The organism is Actinomadura parmotrematis, assembly GCF_019458805.1.
Taxonomy (GTDB): Bacteria; Actinomycetota; Actinomycetes; order Streptosporangiales; family Streptosporangiaceae; genus Spirillospora; species Spirillospora parmotrematis.
Genome location: NZ_JAIBOA010000026.1, coordinates 25,467 through 46,318 on the forward strand (window position 1 = coordinate 25,467; position 20,852 = coordinate 46,318).

Genomic DNA, 20,852 nt, shown 5'->3' on the forward strand with positions numbered 1-20,852 from the left:
ACCGTCATGGACCTGCTTTCGCCCGCCCGCCTCGGGCCGCTGGACCTGCCGAACCGCCTGGTCATGGCGCCGATGACGCGCAACCGGGCCGCCGCCGACGGCACCCCCGGCCCGCTCATGGCCGCCTACTACGCCCAGCGCGCCACGGCCGGGCTCATCGTCGCCGAGGCGACCACCCCGAACGCCGTCGGCCGGACCTATCCGAACATCCCCGGCATCTACGCGCCCGAGCACGTCGCGGGCTGGCGCGGCGTCACCGGCGCCGTCCGCGCGGCCGGCGGGCGGATGTTCCTGCAGCTCCAGCACGGCGGCCGCGTCGGGCACCCCGCCAACAGCGGCCTCGTCCCGCTCGCCCCCTCCCCCGTCGCGCTCGGCGAGCCCGTCCACACCGGCGGCGGGCCGCTGCCGGCGCCGGTGCCGCGCGAGATGACCGTCCGCGACGTCCAGGCGACCGTCGCCGACTTCGCCGCCGCCGCGCGCAACGCCGTCGCGGCGGGCTTCGACGGCGTCGAGGTGCACGCCGCCAACGGCTACCTGCTGCACCAGTTCCTGGCCGGCAACACCAACCGCCGCACCGACGCCTACGGCGGGACGGTCGCGGGCCGCGTCCGCTTCACCGTGCAGGTCGTGCGGGCGGTCGCCGCCGCCGTCGGCGCCGAGCGCGTCGGCGTGCGGATCGCGCCCGGCGTCACGGTGAACGGCATCGCCGAGGACGACACCGCCGTCCTGTACCGGACGCTCGCCGGCGAGCTCGCCGGGGACGGGCTCGCCTACCTGCACGTGGTGTTCGCCGACCCGGGCGACGCGCTGTTCGGCGAGCTGCGCGCGGCGTGGCCGGGCGTCCTGATCGGCAACCCGCGGCTGCCGTGGCCGGGACCGCCGCCCGCCGACGGCGGGCGCGCGGCGGGCGAGCGGCTGCTCGCGGCCGGGGCCGACCTCGTCGCGCTCGGCCGGGCCTTCCTCGCCAACCCCGACCTCGTCGAGCGGCTCCGGACGGGCGCGCCGCTGAACCCCGTCCGCGACCGGTACCTGATGTACACCGGCGGCGCGGAGGGCTACACCGACTATCCGGCGCTGGCCAGCTGACCCAATGGTCACTTACGCTCGGGCCATCGGACGCTTCGAACGCTTCGGAAAGGCGTGAGCGCGGATGGCGACCCCGCACAACGTAGTGATCATCGGGGCGGGCTTCGGCGGCATCGGCATGGCGATCCGGCTGGAACGGGCCGGGTACCGCGACGTGGTGGTGCTGGAGAAGGCCGGCTCGATCGGCGGCACCTGGCGCGACAACACCTACCCCGGCGCCGCCTGCGACGTCCCCTCGCACCTGTACTCCTTCTCCTTCGAGAAGCGCACCGACTGGACGCGCCGCTTTCCGCCGCAACCGGAGATCCTGGAGTACCTGGAGCACTGCGCCCGCAAGTACGGCGTGCTGGAGCGCGTCCGCTTCGGCACCGAGGTGACCGGCGCGTCCTTCGACGAGGCCGCCGGGCTCTGGCGGATCGCCACGACCGGCGGCGAGCTGACGGCGCGCGTGCTCGTCGCGGCCTGCGGGCAGCTCAACCGGCCCGCCCTCCCGCCGATCCCCGGCCGGGACGCCTTCGCCGGGACGAGCTTCCACTCCGCCCGCTGGGACCACGGCGCGGACCTGCGCGGCAAGCGCGTCGCCGTCATCGGGACGGGCGCGAGCGCCGTCCAGATCATCCCCGAGATCGCCCGCGAGGCCGGCGCGCTCACCGTCTTCCAGCGGTCGGCGCCCTACGTCATCGCCAAGCCCGACCGGCCCTACCGGGACTGGGAGAAGGCGCTGCTCGCCGCCGTCCCCGGCACGCACGCCCTCAGCCGCGCCAAGACCTACACCCTGTACGAGTCGCGCGCGCTCGGGTTCATCAAGTACCCCAAGCTGATGCGCGTCGTGGAACGCCAGTTCCGCAAGGAGCTCGCCGCGCGGGTCCCCGACCCCGCGCTGCGCGCCCGGCTCGTCCCCGACTACCCGATGGGCTGCAAGCGCATCCTCATCTCCGACGACTACTACCCGGCGCTCACCCGCCCCAACGTCGAGGTGGTCACCGAACCCATCGCGCGCCTCACCGAGGGCGCCGTCGTCACCGCCGACGGAGCCGAGCACCCCGCCGACGTCGTCGTCTACGCCACCGGGTTCGCCTCCACCGACTTCCTCGCCCCCATGCGGATCACCGGGCGCGGCGGCCGCGACCTGAACGACGCCTGGCGCGGCGGCGCCGCGGCCCACCTCGGCATCACCGTGCACGGCTTCCCCAACCTGTTCCTGCTCTACGGGCCCTACACCAACCTCGGCCACAACTCGATCATCTACATGCTGGAGTCGCAGCACCGCTACGTCCTCGGCTGCCTGGCGGCGATGCGCCGCGCCGGCCTGGACTGGATCGAGGTCCGCGCCGAAGCGCAGGCCGCGTTCGACCGCGACATGCAGGACCGGCTGCACGGCACCGTCTGGGAGGCCGGCTGCACCAGCTGGTACAAGACCGAGAACGGCAAGGTCACCAACAACTGGCCGGGCTTCACCTTCGCCTACCGCAACGCCACCCGCCGCCCCGACCCCCGCGACTTCCACGCCCACCGCACGCCCTAGTCTCGGGGGCATGCCGACCGCTCTCATCACCGGCGCGACCGCGGGCATCGGTGCCGCCTTCGCCCGCCGCCTCGCCTCCGACGGCCTGGACGCCGTCCTCGTCGCCCGCGACGCCGGCCGCCTCGACGCCGCCGCCCGCGACCTGCGCGACCGGTACGGCGTCGCCGCCGAGACCCTGACCGCCGACCTCTCGACCGACGCCGGCATCGCGGCCGTCGAGGACCGCGCCCGCGAGGGCGCCGACCTGGTCGTCAACAACGCCGGATTCGGCAACAAGGGCGTCTTCCTGGACGTCCCCGTCGCCGACGAGCTCACCATGCTGAAAGTGCACTGCGAGGCGGTGCTGCGCATCACCTCGGCGGCGCTGCCCGGCATGCTGGAACGCGGCCGCGGCGCCGTCGTCAACGTCGCCTCGGTCGCGGCGTTCGCGACGCGCGGCACCTACGGGGCGTCCAAGGCGTGGGTGGTCAGCTTCAGCCAGGGCGCCATGCAGGACGTCGCCGCGCGCGGCGGCGGCCGGGTGCGCGTCATGGCCCTCTGCCCCGGCTTCGTCCGCACCGAGTTCCACGAGCGCGCCGGGATGGACGTGACGAGCGTCCCGTCGTTCATGTGGCTGAAGGACGACGACGTCGTCGACCAGGCCCTGCGCGACCTGCGGCGCGGCGCCGTCGTCAGCGTCCCCGACGTCCGCTACAAGGCGATCGTGGCGGCGTCGCGGCTCGTGCCGCCGGGCCTCGCCGCGAAGGTGTCGGCGCGCACCGGCCGCCGCTACGACTGACCCGCCGCTTCCGGTCGCGGAGCGGGCCTTGTGCGGCGGCCCGCAGCGGGGCAGGGTTACATGATCGTCGGTTTTCGGCGCAGGCCGGCGGCACCACCCCCGCCCCTGCCCCCGAAAGGCCCCGCACATGGGTCACGACCTGGGCTACGCCGCCCTCGCGCTGCTCGCGACCTCGGCCTACTACGCCGCGTTCCTGTTCTTCCGCGCGTCCGCGCTGCGGATGCCGCCGCTGCGCGGCAGCCGCCCCTTCCACGTCGCCGGGCTCATGCTCACCTCGCCGGTCTGGTTCGCCGGCGGGCTGATCCTGTTCGCCGGGCTCGCCGGCGAGGTCGTCGCGTTCACCGCGATGCCGCTCGCCGCCGCCCAGCCGGTGTTCGCCGTCAGCCTCGTGCTGCTCGTCACCTACGCGGTGTGGGGGCTCGGCGAGCGGTTCGGCGCCCGCGAGTGGGCGAGCATCGCGCTGTTCGTCCTCGCCACCGTCCTCATCGGGCTGTCCGCCGGCGACGACCAGGCGCTGCGCGCCGACGCCTCGCTGCTGCACACGCTGCGCGCGCCGTGGCCGATGCTCGCGGTGCTCGCGCCCGCCGTCGTCGTCGCCGGCCTCATCTGGCTCGTCGGCGACCGGCGGGCCGGCGGCCGGCACGCCCGCCGCCTCGCCGGCGTCGCCTACGGCATCGGCGCCGGCGCCTGCGCCGGGCTCGCCGAGGCCGGCGTCCGCGGCATCGCGATCCGCTACGACCAGACCGGCGGCATCACCGACGTGCTCCGCTCCCCCTACCCCTACCTGACGCTCGGCATCGCCGCCATCGCGCTCGGCCAGCTCCAGGTGGCACTGCAGCGCTGCCGCATCGCGGTCGTCGCCGCCGTCCTCACCGTCATCGGCCGCACCTACCTGCTGGTCAGCAGCATGGTGCTGTTCGGCGAGCACTGGCCGCGCGAGGCCCGCGAGCACTGGCTGCGCACCGCCGGGTTCACGCTCACGTTCGTCGCCGTCGTCCTGTTCCCCCGCTACGAGCGTACGAACGGGCATCCGGAGGCGGCCGAACGCCGTGCACCCAGAGGGACGAACGCCTAGATTGCGGACATGGCCTCCCCCCTCCGCCGGGCCGCGGCCGTGGCCGCCCTCGCCGGCTGCGCCCTCGCCGCCTCCCCCGCACCCGCGCACGCCGTCGCCGGCGGCGCACCCGCCGACGCCGCCCGCTACCCGTGGCTCGCCGCCGTCGGCTCCCCCGTGTTCTTCCTGCGACCCGCCGGGCAGTTCTGCGGCGGCGTCCTCATCGCCCCCGACCAGCTCCTCACCGCCGGGCACTGCGTCTCGATCGCCAAGTACGTGCCCGGCGCCCTCACCGTCACCTTCGGCCGCTCCGACCTCGTCGAGCGCGGCGGCGAGCAGGTCGGCGTCCGCAGCGTCAAGGTCCACCCCCAGTACCGGGAGACCACGTTCCAGGACGAGACCGTGCCGCACCACGACCTGGCGATCCTCACCCTCGACCGCAAGGTGGCGCGCCCCACCGTCCGGCTCGGCTCGCCCGCCGGCGCGGCGGCCGGCACCATCGCCGGCTGGGGCACCACCTCCGAGAACGACCTGCTCAACACCAAGCTGCGCGACGCCGCCGTCCCGATCCGCGACACCGCCGCCTGCACGGCCGTCTACGGCGACTCCTACGACCCCGCGGACATGGCGTGCGCGGGCGACGGCAGGACCGACAGCTGCACGTTCGACAGCGGCGGCCCGCTGCTGGTGAACGGCCGCGTCGCCGCCCTCGTCTCCTGGGGGCTCGGCTGCGGCCGCCCCGGCTACCCGGGCGTCTACACCTCCGTTGCCGACCTGCCCTGACCGCGGCCATGCTGGACCCATGCGGGTCTTGGTGACGGGGGCGGCCGGATACGTCGGCTACGCGGTGGGGCGGCGCCTCGCCGCCGCCGGGCACGACGTCGACGGGCTCGTCCGCGACCCGGGCGCGGTGCTGCCGCCGGGCGTCCGGCCGGTGATCGGCGACCTGCTCGACCCGGCCGCCCTCGGCGCCGCGGTGGACGGCCGCTACGACGGGGTCTGCCATCTGGCGGCGCGGACGGAGGTCCGTGCGTCGTTCGCCGACCCGTCCGGGTTCTTCGCCACCAACGTGCAGGGCACCGTGCACCTGCTCGCCGCCCTCGCCTCCGCCGGTGGCGGCGGCGCGCCGTCCGCGCCGTCCGTCGTCTACGGGTCGACGGCGGCGGTGTACGGGGCGCCCGAGCGGCAGCCGATCCCCGAGTCGGCGCCGGCCGCTCCGACCAGCCCCTACGGGGCGTCCAAGCTCGCCGCCGAGCAGCTCCTGCTGTTCACCGCCCGCACCGGCGCCATCGGCGCGACCGTGCTGCGCACCTTCAACGTGGCCGGGTCGGTGGACGGGCGTCCCGACCCCGGCACCACCCGCCTGATCCCGAACGCCCTCGCCGCCGCCCGCGGCGACCGCCCGCACCTGGAGATCAACGGCGACGGGGCGGCCGTCCGCGAGTACCTGCACGTCGACGACCTGGCCGCCGCCTGCGTCGCCGCCCTGGAGGCGGGCGGCGCGGGCCGCGAGCGGCTGCTCAACGTCGGCGGCGGCGCGGTCGCCTCGGTCGCCGAGGTCGTCGCCGCCGTCGAGCGCGTCACCGGCCGCCGCGTCCCCGTCGTGCACCGGCCGCCGCGGTCCGAGCCGCCGGCGCTCGTCTGCGACGCCTCCGCCGCCCGCGCCGAGCTCGGCTGGAGCCCGGCCCGCTCCACCCTCGAAACGATCATCGCGGACTCCTGGGCCGCCCTCGCCGCCCGCTGATCCGGGCGGCGGGGGCGGCCCGGCCGCGCACCGTCAGACGCGGTCGGCGGCGATCAGCAGGTACTGGAAGCTGCCCTCGCGGTAGGACGACAGGAACGCCTCCTCGATGCCGGTGGCGACCGACGACTTGGACCGCAGCTCCCAGTACGGGATCGTCGCGGCCGTCAGGTCGACGACGGCGGCGGGCACGAGCCGGTTCGCCGCCATCGCCGCGAAGTAGGTGCGGCGCGAGTGCACGCCGCACTCGTAGTGCATGTTGATGGTGGACACGGCCTTGGACGGCACCTGGCCGTAGACGTCGTTGTAGCAGCCGGTGATGGTGACGTAGCGGCCGCCGCGCTTCAGCAGCTTGGAGTGCGCGCCGAACAGGTCGTACAGGTCCACGTACATGGTGGACTCGTTGTTCCAGATCGCGTTGAACTCCCCGGCGGGCAGGCCGGTGTCGAGCATGTCGGCGAGGTGGAAGCGGACCTTGCCGTCCACGCCGCGCCGGCGGGCCTGGTCGTTGGCGAACCCGACCTGCTTGGCCGAGATCGACACCCCGTCGACCTGCACGCCGTACCGCTCGTTGGCCATGAAGCTGCTGCCGCCCCGGCCCGACCCGGCGTCCAGCACCCGGTGCCCCTCGCGGAGCGGCTGCCCGCCGAACGCGAGGTGGTCGAGCAGCAGCGACGCCTGCGCCGACTCCAGCCGGTGCAGCTCGTTGATGACCGCCGTCTCGGGCTCGGCGGCGTCCAGGCACGACCAGTCCGCCTCACCGATGCCGTAGTGGTGGTGGTAGGTACCGTCCACGTCGCCGAGCCGGATGTTGACCGGGTCGGCCTCGGCGTTCCAGTAGGTGGCGACGTCGCCTTGGTAGCTGGTGAGGGCGGGCGACTGCGGGTCGGTGCCGATGGTCGTCATGGATCTCCTCTGCGACGGTGCTGATGAGACGGTGCTGGCACGGCGGGGCCCCGGTGCGGAAGGGTCAGGGCCCGGTGGCGTACCGGGTGCCGACGAGCCCGGAGTGCCACTCGTGGTTGCCGCCCATCCAGTTGGACAGGCCGGCCAGGTAGCGGGCGAGCACCGGCGACAGCGGCGCGAGCGGCGCCGCCAGGTGCTCGAAGGTGTGGACCAGCTCGTTGTGCACGGCGACGGACCGCCGGAACGCCTCGTGGATGTCGCACCCGTCCTCGGCGGAGATGACCGTCGGCAGGTTGTGGTGCGGGCGGTCCAGCGCCATCTCCTTGCGCAGCGAGTACAGGTCGTTGAGGACGGTCGAGGCGGTGGAGGCGAGCGCGGTGGCGCGCTGCACGTCCGGCCGTGCGAACAGCTCGGCGGGCAGCTCGTAGCCGCCGACCGAGTCGGTGATGGTGAGGCAGGGCCGGAAGTTGTTGAACTGGCGCTGCGTCAGGTACTCCCACACCGCTGGCGTGCGCCCCGTCTGCAGGTCGGCGGCCTCGGCGAGGTAGCCGAGGTAGAGGTTGGCGGTGTCGTGCCGGAAGCGGTGCAGCTGCGCGTCGGAGGCCAGCGCCGCGAAGTGCGCCATCGCCGACACCAGCGACCGGGGCGCCGGATGCGCGTCCAGCGCGGCCGCCCACTGCGGCGCGTAGGCGGCGGGCAGGTGCGAGGGGTCGATGGCCGACTGGGCGACCAGCAGCCGCGCGCCGAGCCCGTCGGGCCCGCCGCCGAGCTCCTCCTCCTCGCAGTAGTAGTCGTCGACGACGTTCTCGGCGACCAGGAACCGCCCGGCGACGAGCAGGTGCTCCAGCGACGGCGCGTCGGGATGGCAGAGCATCACCGACCGGCCGGGGTCGAACGCGAGCAGCTTGGCCTCGACCCACGGCTCGTCCATGCGCAGCTCGTCGCGCACCCACGCCAGCAGCGCCGCGTTGACGGCGTCGGCGAGCGCCCGGTCGTCCCGGACCGCCGGCGGGCAGTACAGCCCGGCGATGTGCCGGTCGTCCTCCGCCGCCCCCGCGGGAACGTCCGGCGGCACGTGCTCGGCCAGTGACGGCGCGGGCTCGGCTGGCGGCGCCACGGACGGGCGCGGGGCGAACCGACGGGCGCTCGCGGTGCCGATCCCGGTCGGCCCGGCGAGCAGCGCCGCGATGCGCCCGCTGCGGGCACCGGGAGGGACGGGGGCGGTCGACATGCGGGCGGCCTTCCTGTCGTCGTCTACCGTGCGACCCGAGTCGCTTCCTGTTCACCAAGAAGCTAACGGGAAAGCAGAGATGACTTAAAGTATCCGTCCCGATACGCACAGGGAGACCAAAGTTAGACGGAACTCCCCCTCGCGCCACGTGTCGCACAACCGAACACCGCCCCCATCCGCCCCCACCGCCCCACCCGCTCCCCTCTCTCCCCTGCGTCCGCGCATCAACGCAGGTCAGCCACCCTGAGCACGATCAGCAGGGCCGCATCGACCATCGCCTGGGCCACCCTTGGGGACTGGTAGATTCGCCCCCGTGTCCGTGCCCAAGTTCGAAGTCCAGATGCTCCACGACCGCGTCATGATCCGCAGCGACAAGGACAGCGGCGAGCGTCGCAGCACCGGCGGCATCGTGATCCCGGCGACCGTCGAGCAGTCGAACCGGCTGCACTGGGGCGAGGTCTGCGGCACCGGGCACCTGGTCCGCACCGTCAAGGTCGGCGACCGCGTCCTGTTCCACCCCGAGGACCGGTTCGAGGTCGAGATCCAGGGCGAGAACTACCTGGTCATGCGCGAACGCGACCTCCACGCCATCGCCTCCGAACGCCCCGAGCACGGCACCGGCCTCTACCTCTGACCCCGCCGGCCGAAGGTCGGCCGCCACTCGATGGAAACGGCCGGCAGCGGCAGCCGACGGCGCAGCGGTGCACGATTCCCGCCCTGTGGGCGGCGCATAGCGCATCCAGCACCATCAGACCGATCTCGGCGGTACGGGCCGGTATCAGCGGACCGTCCTCGGCGACGACCTGAGCGGGGGAGGGACCGCGTACCAGTTCCAGCACCAGGAATGGAGCGTTCTCGCACTCGACCGCATTGAACACCGTAACGATGTTGCGATGGTCCAACGCGGCGGCGTTGCGCGCCTCGCGCGGCATACGGGCAGCTCGCAAACGATGCTCGGCCGGGTCGATCCCGGCCGGCACCAGCAGTTCCTTGACCGCGACGTCGCGGTGCAGCGACTCCGCGCCCGGTCCCGCGCAGGTGCGGGACCGGGCGCGGGAGCGGCTACGGCTCGGAGACCAGGCAGCCGTTGTAGAAGGCGTCGGTGTGGGCGGGCAGCGTGCCCGAGGCGTACCCCGCGCTCACGCTGGCACCGACGGCGGCGGGCGTGCAGCTCGACCGGCCGTCGGACCGGACGTCGGTGTTCAGGTCGTTGCCGGTGACGGTCACGTCCAGCATGCCGCTGACGACGATGCCGACCATGGCGCGGACGGTGCCGCCGTCGCTGGTGTTGCCCGACCAGGTCCCGCCGGACGCGGTCTTGGTGCGGTCGCCGAACCATTCGCGGGTGCCGACGGCGATGCCGAACTCGGTCATCACGCGGTCGCTGGTGTAGAGCGTGTTGTCCTCCAGCAGGAAGCCGGCGAAGCTGCGGCTGGCGTTCCCGGGCGCGTCGCCGGGGCCGTCGTCGAAGTAGGGGTCGGCGCCGAGCATGCCGTAGGACTCGTGGCCGGCCTGCACGACCAGGTTGCCGTGCACGTGGGAGCGCTGAGCCACGGCGGTGCCGAGCACGAAGCTCACGATGCCGACGTCGGTGGCGTCGACGACACCGTTGCCGGAGATGTCGGCGTCCTCGCAGTGGTTGCTGATCCCGTCGCTCCACAGGCCGCCGCCGTGCCGGCTGCTGTACACCGTGATCAGGTTGTCGGCGACGGTCAGCCGCGCGCACTGGGCGACGCCGTCGTAGGCGGCGGTCAGGGTCTCCAGGCTGGTCGCGCCCGCGGTCTCGTCGACCCGGTCGTCGCGCACGACGGTGTCGGCGCCGCCGGCGGTCCGGATGTTCTTGCGGCCGGCGTCGTAGGACGTCTCCCGCGTCCGGTCCCCGGTGACCCACACGCTGGTCAGCCGCGCGCCCGGCTCGACCCGGACGCTCTCCCCGCTCCAGCCCGGCTGCCGGACGAGCCGCCCCATCGCCGCGTAGCGCGTCGCCTTGGGCTGCCCGGTGGTGTACAGGTGCACGCCGCTCGGGATGCGCAGGGTGCCGGTCAGCCGGACGACGGCGTTCTCGGCGAGGGTCACCGAACCGCCGGAGCCGGCGGCGTCCAGGGCCGCCTGGAGACCGGCCTGGTCGCCGGAGTAGCCGGGACCGGAGACGGGCAGGTCCGCCGCGTCGAGGGTGCCCCACCCGTAGTCGGGGTCGTTCGCGCCGCAGATGCGGCCGGCGAGGTCGGTGAATTCACCGCTGGCGTAGAACCCGTCGATGACGTTGACGATCGTGCGGCCCGCGTCGAGCTGCGCGATCGCGTCGGCGAGGCCGCCCGGGTCGGGTTCGCGGTTGAGCACCGCGCGGTAGGCGACCAGCGCCTGCTGGGCGTGGTCGTAGCCCGCGGCGCTGAACTCGCCGCTGGTGAAGAAGGACTCGCCCGCCTCGCGCAGGGAGGTCGGCGAGCAGCCCGACGCGGCGAAGCCCGCGAGGTAGCCGGCGTAGCCGGCCCGGTCCGGCGCCCGGCCGAGGACCTCGGTGTACAGCTTCGCCACGTACTGGACGGGCACGGCTCCGCTGTCGGCGGCCGCCGGCGGGACGGTCGTGGCGGCGGCCGCGAGGGCGGCCGCCGCCACGAGCGCGAGCGGGGTTCGGCGGCGGCCGGGCTCCCGGCCGGACGCGGACCTTCTGCGGGGGAACATCGGTCCTCCTATGTTCATATATATGAACGAATTACTTATATATGAACATAGAGGCGGCCTAGATCACCGTCAACCTTTCCGATCGTCCAAATCGGCGCCAAAGCGACAATAATCATTCACATATATGAATTACGTGCATGTGAAGGAATGGCAGTGCCGTCCATGCGCCGCGGGAACCGGCCTCAGGGCCGCTGCGCGCTCCCGTCGCGGTTGCGCAGCAGCGCCCAGCGGTCGTGTTCCAGGGGCGCGGTCGGCGGGTACCGCCGGGCGGCCGCCTCGTCGAAGTCGACGCCGAGCCCCGGGACCTCGGCGGGTTCCAGGACGCCGCCGCGGGCGTCGAGCGCGCCCGGGAAGACCTCCCGGGTGGCGTCGGTGAACCAGGCGGCCTCCTGGATGCCGAAGCTCGGCGCGTTGACGTCCAGCGCGACGGTGGCGGCGCGCCCGACCGGGCTGACGTCGCCCGGCCCGTGCGGGGCGAGCTGGACGCCGAACAGCTCGCAGGCGGCGGCCAGCTTGCGGGCGGGGGTGAGGCCGCCGAGGGTGGGGACGCGGATGCGGGCGTAGTCGATGGCGCGGTCGGCGATGAGCGGGACGAACTGCGCGGGGTCGCTGAACAGCTCGCCCACGGCCAGCGGCACCGTCCCGGCGGCGCGCAGCTGCGGGAAGTAGGCCGCGTCCTCGGGGGCGAGGGCGTCCTCCAGGAAGAACAGCCGGGCGGGTTCCAGGTCGCGGACGAGCCGGCGGGCCTGGGCGGGGGTGAGCCGCTCGTGCACGTCGTGCAGGAGCTCGACGCCGTCGCCGACCTTCTCGCGGACCGCCGCCAGCGTGCGCGGGATCAGCCGCAGGTACGCCTCGCCGTCCCAGCGGCCGTCGCGCGCGGCGAGCGCGGCGGCCTCGGCCTCGTCGCCGGTGTGCGTGCCGTAGGCGTCGGCGCCGGGCACGTTCACCTGGACGCGGACGTGGCCGAAGCCCTCCTCGACGGCGGCCTGGACCAGCTCGGCGAGCTCGCCGGAGTCGCCGCCGCTGACATGGGTGTAGGCGGTCGCCGCCTGCCGGGCGCGCCCGCCCAGCAGGTCGTAGAGCGGGACGCCCGCCGCCTTGGCCTTGATGTCCCAGAGCGCGACGTCCACGCCGGCCAGGGCGTTGCCGGTGAGCGATCCGCCCCGCCAGTAGGCGCTGTTCAGCAGCAGGCGGTGGACGTCCTCGATGTCGCGGGGGTCGCGGCCCACCAGCAGCGGCCCGAGGTAGTCGTCGACGATCGACCGGATCGCCAGCGTCCGCTGCGGGTCGCTGGCGCAGCCGAGCCCGTACAGGCCCGGCTCGCTGGTCTCCACGCGCACGATCAGGTAGGGGCAGCCCTGGGGCGCGCAGAGGAAGGTGCGGACGGCGGTGACGCGCAGCCGGTCCGGCCGGGCGCCGTCCCAGGGCGCGCGGGCGAGGACGGTGGGAGCCGTGTCGTTCACGCGGTGGCCTCCGTGGTGTCGGGAAGGTGGTCGGTGGACGGGCCGCCGTGGGCGGCGAGCCAGGCGGAGACGGCCGCCGCGTCGGGGAAGCCCTCGTAGTCGCCGGGATGCCGGACCACCTGCGCGGCGACGAAGGCGGCGAGCCGCAGGCCGAGGCCGGCGTCCATCCCCTCCAGCCAGGCGTGCAGCCAGCCGGCGTTGAAGGCGTCGCCGGCGCCCACCGTGTCGACGGGATCGGTGACGGTCCAGGCGGGGGCGTGCAGGAGGCGCCCCGCGCAGGAGGCGAGGACCCCGTCGCCCGAGCGCTTGACGACCACGGTGCCGGGACCGGTCGCCGCCAGCGCCTCCAGCGCCTCGGCCGCCTCCGGGCGGCCGGTGATGAGCCGGGCCTCGGCCTCGTTGCACAGGAGCTGGTCGACCGACGGCAGCAGGTCCCGGTAGGCGGCCGCCGCCTCGGCGGCGTCCCACAGCTGCGGGCGGAAGTTCGGGTCGAAGCTGACCGGGACCGACGCCTCGCGGGCGACGGCGAGGACGCGCCGGACCGCGGCGGCCGGCCCGGGGCCGAGCGCCGGGGTGATGCCGGTGACGTGCACCAGGCGCGCCGAGCGCACCGCGTCCTCGTCGATGTCCTCGGGCGCGAGCAGCGCCGCCGCCGAGCCGCGCCGGTAGTACAGGACCCGCGCCTCGCCGCCCGGCCGGTCCTTCAGCATGAGTCCGGTGGGCCGGCCGGCCGCGCGGGGCAGGGGCGCCGCGCCGACGTTCTCGGCGCGCAGCACGGCGGCGATCCGGTCGCCGAGCGGGTCGGCCGACAGCCGCGAGGTCCACCGCACGTTGCGGCCGAGGCGGGCGAGCCCCACGGCGGTGTTGAGCTCGGCGCCGCCGACCGAGCAGCGGTAGTCGTCGGCGGCGTCCAGCAGGCCCGCGGCGGGAGCGAAGCAGACCATGGCCTCGCCGAGGGTGAAGACGTCCACCGTCACCCCCGTCGTTCATATATATGAATACTGTGCATGTATTTGAACCTAGAAGCCGGGAAAGAGTCCTGTCAACGGCCCGCCCGCCCCCGCCCGAGGACTCAGGTCGTGCGCAGCCGCTGCGCGAGCGGGTCGATGTCGCGCGCGGCGCGCCGCAGCGCCCCGGCCAGCTCGGCCATCCGCTCGTCGGAGGCGCGGGTCCGCGGCACCGAGCAGCTCAGGGCGTTGACGCCGGCCGCCGGCTGGGCGAGCGCGACGGCGACGCAGCGGATGTCGGGCGTGTTCTCGCCCTCGTCGGCGGCGTAGCCGCGCGCGCGGACGCGCTCCAGCTCGGCGTGCAGCTCGGCCGGATCGGTGATCGTGGTGGGGGTGAGGGAGGCCAGCGGCCAGTTCAGCCGCCGGTCCACCTCGCCGGGGTCGTGCGCGGCCAGCAGGGCCTTGCCGAGCGCGGTCGCGTGCGCGGGCAGGCGGCGCCCGACCGCCGAGTACAGCCGCACCGCGTGGGTGGACTCGCGCTTGGCCAGGTAGACGACGTCGGGGCCGTCCAGGCGGCCGAGGTGCACCGTCTCGCCGGTCTCCTCCGACAGCCGGTCCAGGATCGCGGCGGTGATGGCGACGATGTCGTCGCCGTCGACGTAGGCGGTGCCGGTCAGCAGGGCGCGCACGCCCAGGCGGTAGCGCGTCCCGGTGCCGTCGGCCTCCACCCAGCCGCGCGCCTGCATGGTCCGCAGGATGCCGTGCAGGCTGCTCTTCGGCACCTCCAGGAGCACGGCCATCTCGGCCAGCGTGCGCGGATCGGGGGCCGAGCTCAGCAGCTCCAGGACGTCCAGCGTCCGGGAGGCCGATTTGACCGCGCCCGCGCCCCTCTCGCTCGCGCCGCCTTGGGGGTTCTGCCTGCCTTGACCGCTCACGTGGCCTCCGGATCACGAGCCGCCGACGATGGGGGGTAACGCTCGCCAACATCTTGACGCATCCGTCACGGTTCACTTATGTTCGCACACCAGAACTTCATTCACAAGGATGAACGACAGTGAGGTGGACTCCCCGTGCGACTCGACTTCGGCCGCAGACGGCTCCTCGCCGCCGCCGCGATCACCGCCCTCGCCGCGCCCCTGGCCGCGTGCGGGAGCGGGAGCGGTGACGGCTCCGGTGGCGGTTCCGCCGACGCCATCACGATGTGGACCTTCAAGGCGGCCCACGTCAAGCCGCTGGAGGAGGCCGCCGCGCGGTTCAAGGCGCAGAGCGGCGTGACGGTGAAGGTCCAGGCCATCACCCCCGACGACGCCTACACCGCCAAGCTGCAGAGCGCCGCCAAGACCAAGGGCCTCCCGGACGTCCTGGAGGTGCACACCCTCGGCGAGGACCTCACCTACGGCGGCGCCGGCATGCTGAGCGACCTCACCGGCAAGGTCGACGCCTCCTGGTCCGGCCAGTACGTGCAGAACGTGCGCACCGCGGGGACCGTCACCCCCGAGCTGGAGACCGCCTCCAAGCAGCCCGGCTCGGCCTACCCCGGCATCAAGGCCGGCGCCCGCTACAGCGTGCCGTTCACCATCGGCGCCTTCGGCGTCGTCTACGCCAACAAGACGATGCTCGCCGACGCCGGCGTCAAGGACACCCCCAAGACCTGGGAGGACCTGATCGCGGCGCTGAAGGCCACCACCGCCAAGAGCAAGGACGCCGGCGGCATCACCGTCGGCCTCGCCGCCCCCTCCACCGGCCTGAACTGGATGCTGCACCAGCTCTCCTACGGCACCCTCGGCAAGGACGGCTACCACGGCCTGTTCGCCAAGGGCGCGCACGGCTGGAACTCGGCCGACGGCAAGCGCGTGCTGTCGCTGTACGACCAGCTCACCCCGTACTGGACGCCCGGCTCGCAATCCCTGAAGATCGACGACGCCGACCGCGCGTTCGCCCAGAAGCGCGCCGCCTTCGACATCGGCGGCACCTTCACCCTCGCCGGCCTGGAGCAGTTCGGCATGAAGGCCGACGACGTCGCCGCCTTCGCCGTCCCCGCGCCCAAGGACGGCAAGGCCGCCGGGACGGGCCTCGCGCCGTTCTCGCTCACCAGCCTGTCGGTCACCACCCAGAGCAAGAACCCCGACGCCGCGCTGAAGTGGCTGAGGTTCCTGTCCCAGAAGGACACCGCCGCCGCGTTCGCCAAGGCCGCCACCGACATCCCGGCCGCCGACCTCGGCGCCGACGCCTCGGCCGCCGGCACCGCGATCGGCGCGCTGAGCAAGACCCTGTCGACCGGCGCCGACGCCTACGACTCCAGCGACCACTCGTTCATGCCCGCCCAGTACACCAGCAACATCGACAAGCTGGGCGCCCTGCTGACGAACATGTCGCCGCTGAAGCAGGCGAGCGTCGACCAGACCGCCAAGCGGTTCGACGAGCTCGTCACCGAGTACTGGAACGCCGAGAAATGACCACGGCCTCCCCTTCCACCACCGGACCGGCGGCCCTCGCCGGCCCGGCGGCGGCCGGTGAGGCGACGCCGACCGGACGCGGCGGCAGCGCCGGCAGGCGCCGCCGCGTCCGCGAAGCGGTCACCGCCTACGCCTTCACGGCGCCGGCGGTGCTGCTGTTCGCCGCCTTCGGCCTCTACTCCCTCGGCTACGGCCTGGCGCTGTCGGGCGCCACCTGGAACGGGTTCAGCCCGCACTGGACCTGGGTCGGCCTCGACAACTACCTGGACCTGCTCTACCGCGACCCGGTGTACGCGCCGATCGTCCGCTCGGCCGCCTGGCACACGCTCGCGGTGATGATCGCCGTGCCGCTGCTGGTCGTGGCGATCAGCTTCCCGCTCGCGGTGCTGCTGAACAGCGCCCGGCGGCTCCGCACCCTCATGCGCACGGTGTACTTCCTGCCGTTCGTCACCTCCGGCATCGCGGTCTACCTCGCCTGGCAGTACGTCCTGCAGCCCAACGGCGCGGTCAACGCCCTGCTGCGCGCCTGCGGGCTCGGCACCCTCGCCCAGCCGCAGGGCTTCCTCGGCAACCCCGACACCGCGCTGCCGACCGTGATCGTGGTGATGGTGTGGACCGCGGTGCCCGTCGGGACGCTGCTGTACCTGACCGGCCTGCAGTCCCTGGACCCCTGCATGCTGGAGGCCGCGGCCCTGGACGGCGCCGGCTGGTGGCGCACCAACCGCTCCGTCGTCTGGCCGCTGCTGCGCCCCATCACCGCCGCGACGGTCCTGCTGAACCTGCGCGAGGCGCTCCAGGGCTTCCAGACCTTCCTCGTCATGACCGGCGGGGAGGGCGCGCCCGGCGGCCACACCGACGTCCTCGGGCTCGCGTCCTACCGGCTGGCCTTCCTGGAGCAGCTCCAGCCGACCCTCGGCCTCGCCAGCGCCCTCGGCTGGCTGCTGTTCGCCGTCGCCGTCCTGCTCGCCCTGCTCAACCTGCGCGCCCTCCGGAGCACCGCATGACCGCCACCGGCGCCCCCGCCCGGCGCCCCACCGCCCGCACCCGGACCGCGCTCGCCCGCACCGTCGTGTACGCCCTGCTGGCCGGGTACGCCGTGGTCAGCCTGTTCCCGTTCGCCTGGATGGTCTCCGGCAGCCTGAAGACCGACCGGGACATGCTCGACCCCGGCGCGTTCCTGCCCGCCCACCCCACCGTGCACGTGCTGGCCGACACCTGGCGGGAGCTGGACTTCTTCGGCTACTTCCTCAACAGCCTCAAGGTCACCGGGCTCACCGTCCTCGGCGTCCTGGTCGTGTACTCCCTCGCCTCCTACGCCTTCGGCGTCCTGCGCTTCCCGGGCCGGACCCTGCTGTACCGGTTCTTCGTGGCGCTGCTGTTCGTGCCGTCGGTGACGATGCTGCTGCCGGTCGTGCTGCTGGAGAGCGAGTACAACCTGCTCGGCACGCACCTCGGGCTGGTGCTGCCGCTGGTCAACGGGACGGCGCCGCTGTCGATCCTGCTGCTGACCACCGCGTTCGCCGGCGTGCCGCGCGAGCTGCGCGAGGCCGCCATGATGGACGGCGCGGGCGAGGCGCGCGTCTTCTGGTCGGTGTACCTGCCGGCCGTCCGGCCCGCCCTGGTCACCGTGGCGATGCTCACCGCCATCCCGACCTGGAACGAGTACCTGCTCAGCCGGGTCTCGCTGGACCGGCCCGGCACCTTCACCCTGCCGATCGCGCTGCAGAACCTGACCAACAGCGGCGTCCCCCAGTACAACGTGCTGATGGCCGGCGCGCTGATCGTGGTGGTCCCGGTCATCATCCTGTTCTGCTGCCTGCAGCGCTACTTCGTCAACGGCCTGGTCGGGGCGGTGAAGGGATGAGCCCCCGGCACGTCCTGGTCACCGGCGCCGCCGGTCACATCGGCTCGCACGTGTGCGCGCACCTGGCGGAGACCGGCCACCGCGTCACCGCCACCGACCGGATCCCGGCGCCCGCCGGCGCCGCGGACCGGTACCTGACCGGCGACCTGCGCGACCGGGACTTCGTCGCCGGCCTGATGGACGGCGTCGACGCGGTCGTCCACCTGGCCGCGATCCCCAGCCCGCACGGGTACCCCGACGACGAGATCTTCACCGCCAACGCGCACTCGGCCTACCTGGTGCTCGACGAGGCCGGGCGCGCCGGCGCCGGCCGCGCCGTGGTCGCCTCCAGCCTCAGCGTGCTCGGCCTGGCCTGGGCGGGCCGCGACCTGTCGCCGGCGTACGCGCCGGTCGACGAGGACCACCCGATCCTCGCCGAGGACCCCTACGCGCTGTCCAAGCAGGCCGCCGAGGCGACCGCGGCGATGGCGCACCGCCGCTGGGGCATCGACGTCGTCGCGCTGCGGTTCCCGTTCGTGGGGACCGGCGACCGGCTCGCCGGGCACGTCCGCCGCACCCGGGCCGATCCCGCCGAGACCCGCCGGGAGCTGTGGGCCTGGCTGGACACCCGCGACGCCGCCCGCGTCTGCCTGGCCGGGCTGCGGGCGCCGCTGCGCGGCCACCACGTGCTGAACGCGGTGGCGCCGACGACCATGTCCGACCGCCCCACCGCCGAACTGCTCGCGAAGTTCCATCCGGGCACCGAGCTGCGCGCCGCCCTGCCGGGCCGGACGACCCCGTTCGCCATGGACCGCTGCGCCGCCCTGCTCGGCTTCGTCCCGCGCCACACCGAACCGGAAGCCAGCCCATGACCCGCCACCCCGCCGAAGACGCGGACGCGCTCGCCGCGCGGCTGCGCGAGGACCGGCTGCTGCCGGTGCTGCGCACCGCGTCGGCCGCCCGGCTCGTCGACTCCATGCTCGCCTGCCGCCGGGCGGGCCTGCGCGTCCTCGAACTCACCACCACCACGCCCGACTGGTCCCGCGTGCTCGCGGAGGCCGCCGCCGACGCCCGCTTCGCCGGCACCCTCCTCGGCGTCGGCACCGTCACCACCGCCGCACAGGCCGAACAGGCCGTCGCCGCCGGCGCCCGGTTCCTGGTCAGCCCCTACGCGGCGCCCGAAGCGCGGGCCGCCGCGGGCGGCGTCCCGTTCCTGGAGGGCGCCTTCAGCCCCACCGAGGTCGCGCGGGCGGCGCACCGGGCCGGGCCGGGCGGCATCGTGAAGCTGTACCCGGCCGGATCCGTCGGCCCCTCCCACCTGCGGGCGCTGCGCGACGTCCTGCCCGGTCTCTCCGTCGTGCCGACCGGCGGCGTCACGCCGCAGACCGCCGCGTCGTGGCTGGACGCGGGCGCGCTCGCCGTCGGGATCGGCGGCGCGCTCGCCGGCCTCGGCGCCGACGGCATCGCCGACCTGGGCCGCCGGCTGCGGAAGCACGGCGCCGCATGAACCGGACGACCCTGCACGGCGCGGTCTTCAAAGCCGCCGTCAGCGCCGACGGGGCCGCCCTCACCTCGGTCCGCGACCGGGCGACCGGGACGGAGCTGCTGCTGCGCACGCCCTGGGCGGACCAGACGTCCGGCGCGCTGCGCTTCACCGGCAGCGGCGCCGAATGGCACCGCCGCTATCCCGGCGGATGGCATCCGCTCATCCCGCACGCCGGCGACGCGCGCGTCCTGGACGGCGTGGAGCACCCCTTCCACGGCGAGGCCGCCTGGCGGGAGTGGGACCTGGACGCCGCCGCGTCCGACCGGTGCGCGCTGACCACCGTCCTGCGCACGGTGCCGCTCGCCCTGCGGCGCGAGATCGCTCTCACCGGCGACGGCCTGACCGTCACCCAGACCGTGCGCAACCTCTCCGCCGCCCCGGCCCGGTTCGCCTGGACCGAGCATCCGGCGTTCGGCCCCGACCTGATCGGCGACGGCTGCGTCCTGGAACTCGACGGCGACGGCGGCACCCGGCGGTTCCCGCTGCGCCCCGACGCCCGCCGCCCCGACGCCCTCACCGTGCTGAACGAGGGCGTCCGCGCCGCCCGCCTGGTCAACGAGCGGCTCGGCTTCGGCGTCGAGCTCGGCTTCGACCCCGGCGTCTTCGACCACGTGTGGATCTGGCGGGAGCGCCGCGCCACCCCCGGCTTCCCCTGGTGGGGGCTCGTCGACACCGTCGCCGTCGAACCGGCGTCCGGCCCCTACACGCCCGAGCCCGGCCGCCTCGGCCGGCACCTCCTCGACGCCGGCGAGGAACGCACCGGCGTCCTGACCCTGAAGCGGGTGACCCGATGAACGCGCCCCTCCCCCGGGACGTCCCGGCCGACTTCGCCGGCCGCGTCGCCGTCGTCGGCGGCGGCACCGCCGGCATCGGCCTCGCCACCGCCGTGCGGCTCGCCGCGGGCGGCGCCGCCGTCGCCGTCGCCGGGCTCGGCGCGGGCACCGTCGCCGCGGCCCGCCGCGCCCTGGACGGCCGGCGCGCCGTGGTGATCGAGGCGGACCTGTCCGCCGACGCCGGCGCGGACGCCCTGATCGGCGCCGCCCTGGACGCCTTCGGCGCCGTCGACGTCCTGGTCAACAGCGCGGGCGTGCAGCGCTACGGCACCGTCGACACCACCGGAGCCGCCTACGACGAGGTGATGGCGGTGAACGTGCGGAGCGCGTTCGCGCTGTCGGCGCGGGCCGTCCCGCTGATGCGGGGCCGCGGCGGCGCGATCGTGCACGTCGCCTCCGTCCAGGCGGCGCTGCCCGAGCCCCGCTGCGCCGCCTACGCCGCGAGCAAGGGCGCCCTGGTCTCCCTCACCCGCGCCATGGCCATCGACCACGCCGCCGACGGCATCCGCGTCAACTGCGTGTGCCCCGGCTCCATCGACACCCCGATGCTGCGCGAGGCGGCCGGCGTCCTGTCCCCCGGCACCGACGTCGAGACCGCCCTCGCCCGGTTCGGCGCGGCGCACCCCCTCGGCCGCGTCGGCCGCGCCGAGGAGGTCGCCGAGCTCATCGCGTTCCTGGCCTGCGACCGGGCCGGTTTCATCACCGGCTCCGCCCACACCATCGACGGCGGCCTGTCGGCCGGTCGCTGCTGACCCCCGAGA

21 protein-coding genes are annotated in these 20,852 nt (G+C 74.4%); 14 read left to right on the forward strand and 7 right to left on the reverse strand.

Annotated elements, in window-relative coordinates:
* Positions 1 to 6: 6 nt before the first annotated feature.
* The 6 genes from K1Y72_RS30415 (at position 7) to K1Y72_RS30440 (ending at position 6,187) form a co-directional block, all read left to right on the forward strand.
* The gene (locus tag K1Y72_RS30415; RefSeq protein ID WP_258574156.1) at positions 7 to 1,086 is read left to right on the forward strand and encodes an alkene reductase; all 1,080 of its coding nucleotides are present in this window, start codon (positions 7 to 9) and stop codon (positions 1,084 to 1,086) included.
* Between the two features lie 64 nt (positions 1,087 to 1,150).
* The gene (locus K1Y72_RS30420; RefSeq protein WP_220169956.1) at positions 1,151 to 2,611 is read left to right on the forward strand and encodes a flavin-containing monooxygenase; all 1,461 of its coding nucleotides are present in this window, start codon (positions 1,151 to 1,153) and stop codon (positions 2,609 to 2,611) included.
* A gap of 10 nt (positions 2,612 to 2,621) precedes the next feature.
* Positions 2,622 to 3,389 carry an SDR family NAD(P)-dependent oxidoreductase gene (locus tag K1Y72_RS30425; RefSeq protein WP_220169957.1) on the forward strand — a complete coding sequence of 256 codons (768 nt, stop codon included), beginning with the start codon at positions 2,622 to 2,624 and terminating at the stop codon, positions 3,387 to 3,389.
* Positions 3,390 to 3,516: 127 nt separating this feature from the next.
* Entirely contained in the window at positions 3,517 to 4,464 is a 948-nt protein-coding gene (locus tag K1Y72_RS30430) for a DMT family transporter (protein WP_220169958.1), read from the forward strand.
* A gap of 9 nt (positions 4,465 to 4,473) precedes the next feature.
* Positions 4,474 to 5,226: a serine protease gene (locus tag K1Y72_RS30435; protein ID WP_220169959.1), complete on the forward strand. Its 753-nt coding sequence runs from the start codon at positions 4,474 to 4,476 to the stop codon at positions 5,224 to 5,226.
* Between the two features lie 19 nt (positions 5,227 to 5,245).
* A complete protein-coding gene (locus K1Y72_RS30440) occupies positions 5,246 to 6,187 on the forward strand; it encodes an NAD-dependent epimerase/dehydratase family protein (protein WP_220169960.1) in 942 nt (313 codons plus the stop codon).
* 33 nt (positions 6,188 to 6,220) lie between these two features.
* Here the strand turns inward: K1Y72_RS30440 and K1Y72_RS30445 are convergent, their stop codons facing one another.
* Both K1Y72_RS30445 and K1Y72_RS30450 read right to left on the reverse strand, forming a co-directional pair.
* Positions 6,221 to 7,090: a geranyl diphosphate 2-C-methyltransferase gene (locus tag K1Y72_RS30445; RefSeq protein ID WP_220169961.1), complete on the reverse strand. Its 870-nt coding sequence runs from the start codon at positions 7,088 to 7,090 to the stop codon at positions 6,221 to 6,223.
* A gap of 64 nt (positions 7,091 to 7,154) precedes the next feature.
* Positions 7,155 to 8,321 (reverse strand): family 2 encapsulin nanocompartment cargo protein terpene cyclase, encoded by a 1,167-nt coding sequence (locus K1Y72_RS30450; protein ID WP_220169962.1) that lies wholly within the window; start codon positions 8,319 to 8,321, stop codon positions 7,155 to 7,157.
* A 313-nt stretch (positions 8,322 to 8,634) separates the two neighbouring features.
* Between K1Y72_RS30450 and K1Y72_RS30455 the strand changes: the two genes are divergently transcribed.
* Positions 8,635 to 8,955 (forward strand): GroES family chaperonin, encoded by a 321-nt coding sequence (locus K1Y72_RS30455; RefSeq protein ID WP_220169963.1) that lies wholly within the window; start codon positions 8,635 to 8,637, stop codon positions 8,953 to 8,955.
* On the opposite strand, the gene K1Y72_RS37670 is transcribed toward K1Y72_RS30455, so the two are convergent.
* The 5 genes from K1Y72_RS37670 to K1Y72_RS30480 all read right to left on the reverse strand — a co-directional run bounded on the left by K1Y72_RS37670 (position 8,885) and on the right by K1Y72_RS30480 (position 14,348).
* Positions 8,885 to 9,334, reverse strand: a complete 450-nt coding sequence (locus K1Y72_RS37670; protein WP_372453048.1) for a protein kinase domain-containing protein — start codon at positions 9,332 to 9,334, stop codon at positions 8,885 to 8,887. The two genes, K1Y72_RS30455 and K1Y72_RS37670, sit on opposite strands and share 71 nt — an antisense overlap.
* A gap of 49 nt (positions 9,335 to 9,383) precedes the next feature.
* Positions 9,384 to 11,003 (reverse strand): DUF4214 domain-containing protein, encoded by a 1,620-nt coding sequence (locus K1Y72_RS30465; RefSeq protein ID WP_220169965.1) that lies wholly within the window; start codon positions 11,001 to 11,003, stop codon positions 9,384 to 9,386.
* Between the two features lie 182 nt (positions 11,004 to 11,185).
* Positions 11,186 to 12,466 (reverse strand): enolase C-terminal domain-like protein, encoded by a 1,281-nt coding sequence (locus K1Y72_RS30470; protein WP_220169966.1) that lies wholly within the window; start codon positions 12,464 to 12,466, stop codon positions 11,186 to 11,188.
* A complete protein-coding gene (locus K1Y72_RS30475; RefSeq protein WP_220169967.1) occupies positions 12,463 to 13,443 on the reverse strand; it encodes a sugar kinase in 981 nt (326 codons plus the stop codon). The genes K1Y72_RS30470 and K1Y72_RS30475 overlap by 4 nt, the downstream gene beginning before the upstream one ends.
* Before the next feature lie 95 nt (positions 13,444 to 13,538).
* The gene (locus tag K1Y72_RS30480) at positions 13,539 to 14,348 is read right to left on the reverse strand and encodes an IclR family transcriptional regulator (RefSeq protein ID WP_220169968.1); all 810 of its coding nucleotides are present in this window, start codon (positions 14,346 to 14,348) and stop codon (positions 13,539 to 13,541) included.
* Positions 14,349 to 14,483: 135 nt separating this feature from the next.
* On the opposite strand from K1Y72_RS30480, the gene K1Y72_RS30485 reads away from it, so the two are divergent.
* From K1Y72_RS30485 to K1Y72_RS30515, 7 genes are read left to right on the forward strand one after another with little or no spacing between them, the layout of a single operon-like run.
* Positions 14,484 to 15,869 carry an ABC transporter substrate-binding protein gene (locus tag K1Y72_RS30485; RefSeq protein WP_220169969.1) on the forward strand — a complete coding sequence of 462 codons (1,386 nt, stop codon included), beginning with the start codon at positions 14,484 to 14,486 and terminating at the stop codon, positions 15,867 to 15,869.
* Complete coding sequence (locus K1Y72_RS30490; protein ID WP_220169970.1) at positions 15,866 to 16,873, forward strand: carbohydrate ABC transporter permease; 1,008 nt, start codon at positions 15,866 to 15,868, stop codon at positions 16,871 to 16,873. Before K1Y72_RS30485 ends, K1Y72_RS30490 begins: the two co-directional genes overlap by 4 nt.
* Positions 16,870 to 17,733, forward strand: a complete 864-nt coding sequence (locus K1Y72_RS30495) for a carbohydrate ABC transporter permease (protein ID WP_220169971.1) — start codon at positions 16,870 to 16,872, stop codon at positions 17,731 to 17,733. Before K1Y72_RS30490 ends, K1Y72_RS30495 begins: the two co-directional genes overlap by 4 nt.
* On the forward strand, positions 17,730 to 18,584 hold the full coding sequence (locus K1Y72_RS30500) for an NAD-dependent epimerase/dehydratase family protein (protein ID WP_220169972.1): 855 nt from the start codon (positions 17,730 to 17,732) through the stop codon (positions 18,582 to 18,584). The genes K1Y72_RS30495 and K1Y72_RS30500 overlap by 4 nt, the downstream gene beginning before the upstream one ends.
* Complete coding sequence (locus K1Y72_RS30505; protein WP_220169973.1) at positions 18,581 to 19,219, forward strand: bifunctional 4-hydroxy-2-oxoglutarate aldolase/2-dehydro-3-deoxy-phosphogluconate aldolase; 639 nt, start codon at positions 18,581 to 18,583, stop codon at positions 19,217 to 19,219. The genes K1Y72_RS30500 and K1Y72_RS30505 overlap by 4 nt, the downstream gene beginning before the upstream one ends.
* Complete coding sequence (locus tag K1Y72_RS30510) at positions 19,216 to 20,052, forward strand: aldose epimerase family protein (protein ID WP_220169974.1); 837 nt, start codon at positions 19,216 to 19,218, stop codon at positions 20,050 to 20,052. Before K1Y72_RS30505 ends, K1Y72_RS30510 begins: the two co-directional genes overlap by 4 nt.
* Positions 20,049 to 20,843 (forward strand): SDR family NAD(P)-dependent oxidoreductase, encoded by a 795-nt coding sequence (locus K1Y72_RS30515; RefSeq protein ID WP_220169975.1) that lies wholly within the window; start codon positions 20,049 to 20,051, stop codon positions 20,841 to 20,843. Before K1Y72_RS30510 ends, K1Y72_RS30515 begins: the two co-directional genes overlap by 4 nt.
* Positions 20,844 to 20,852 lie beyond the last annotated feature (9 nt).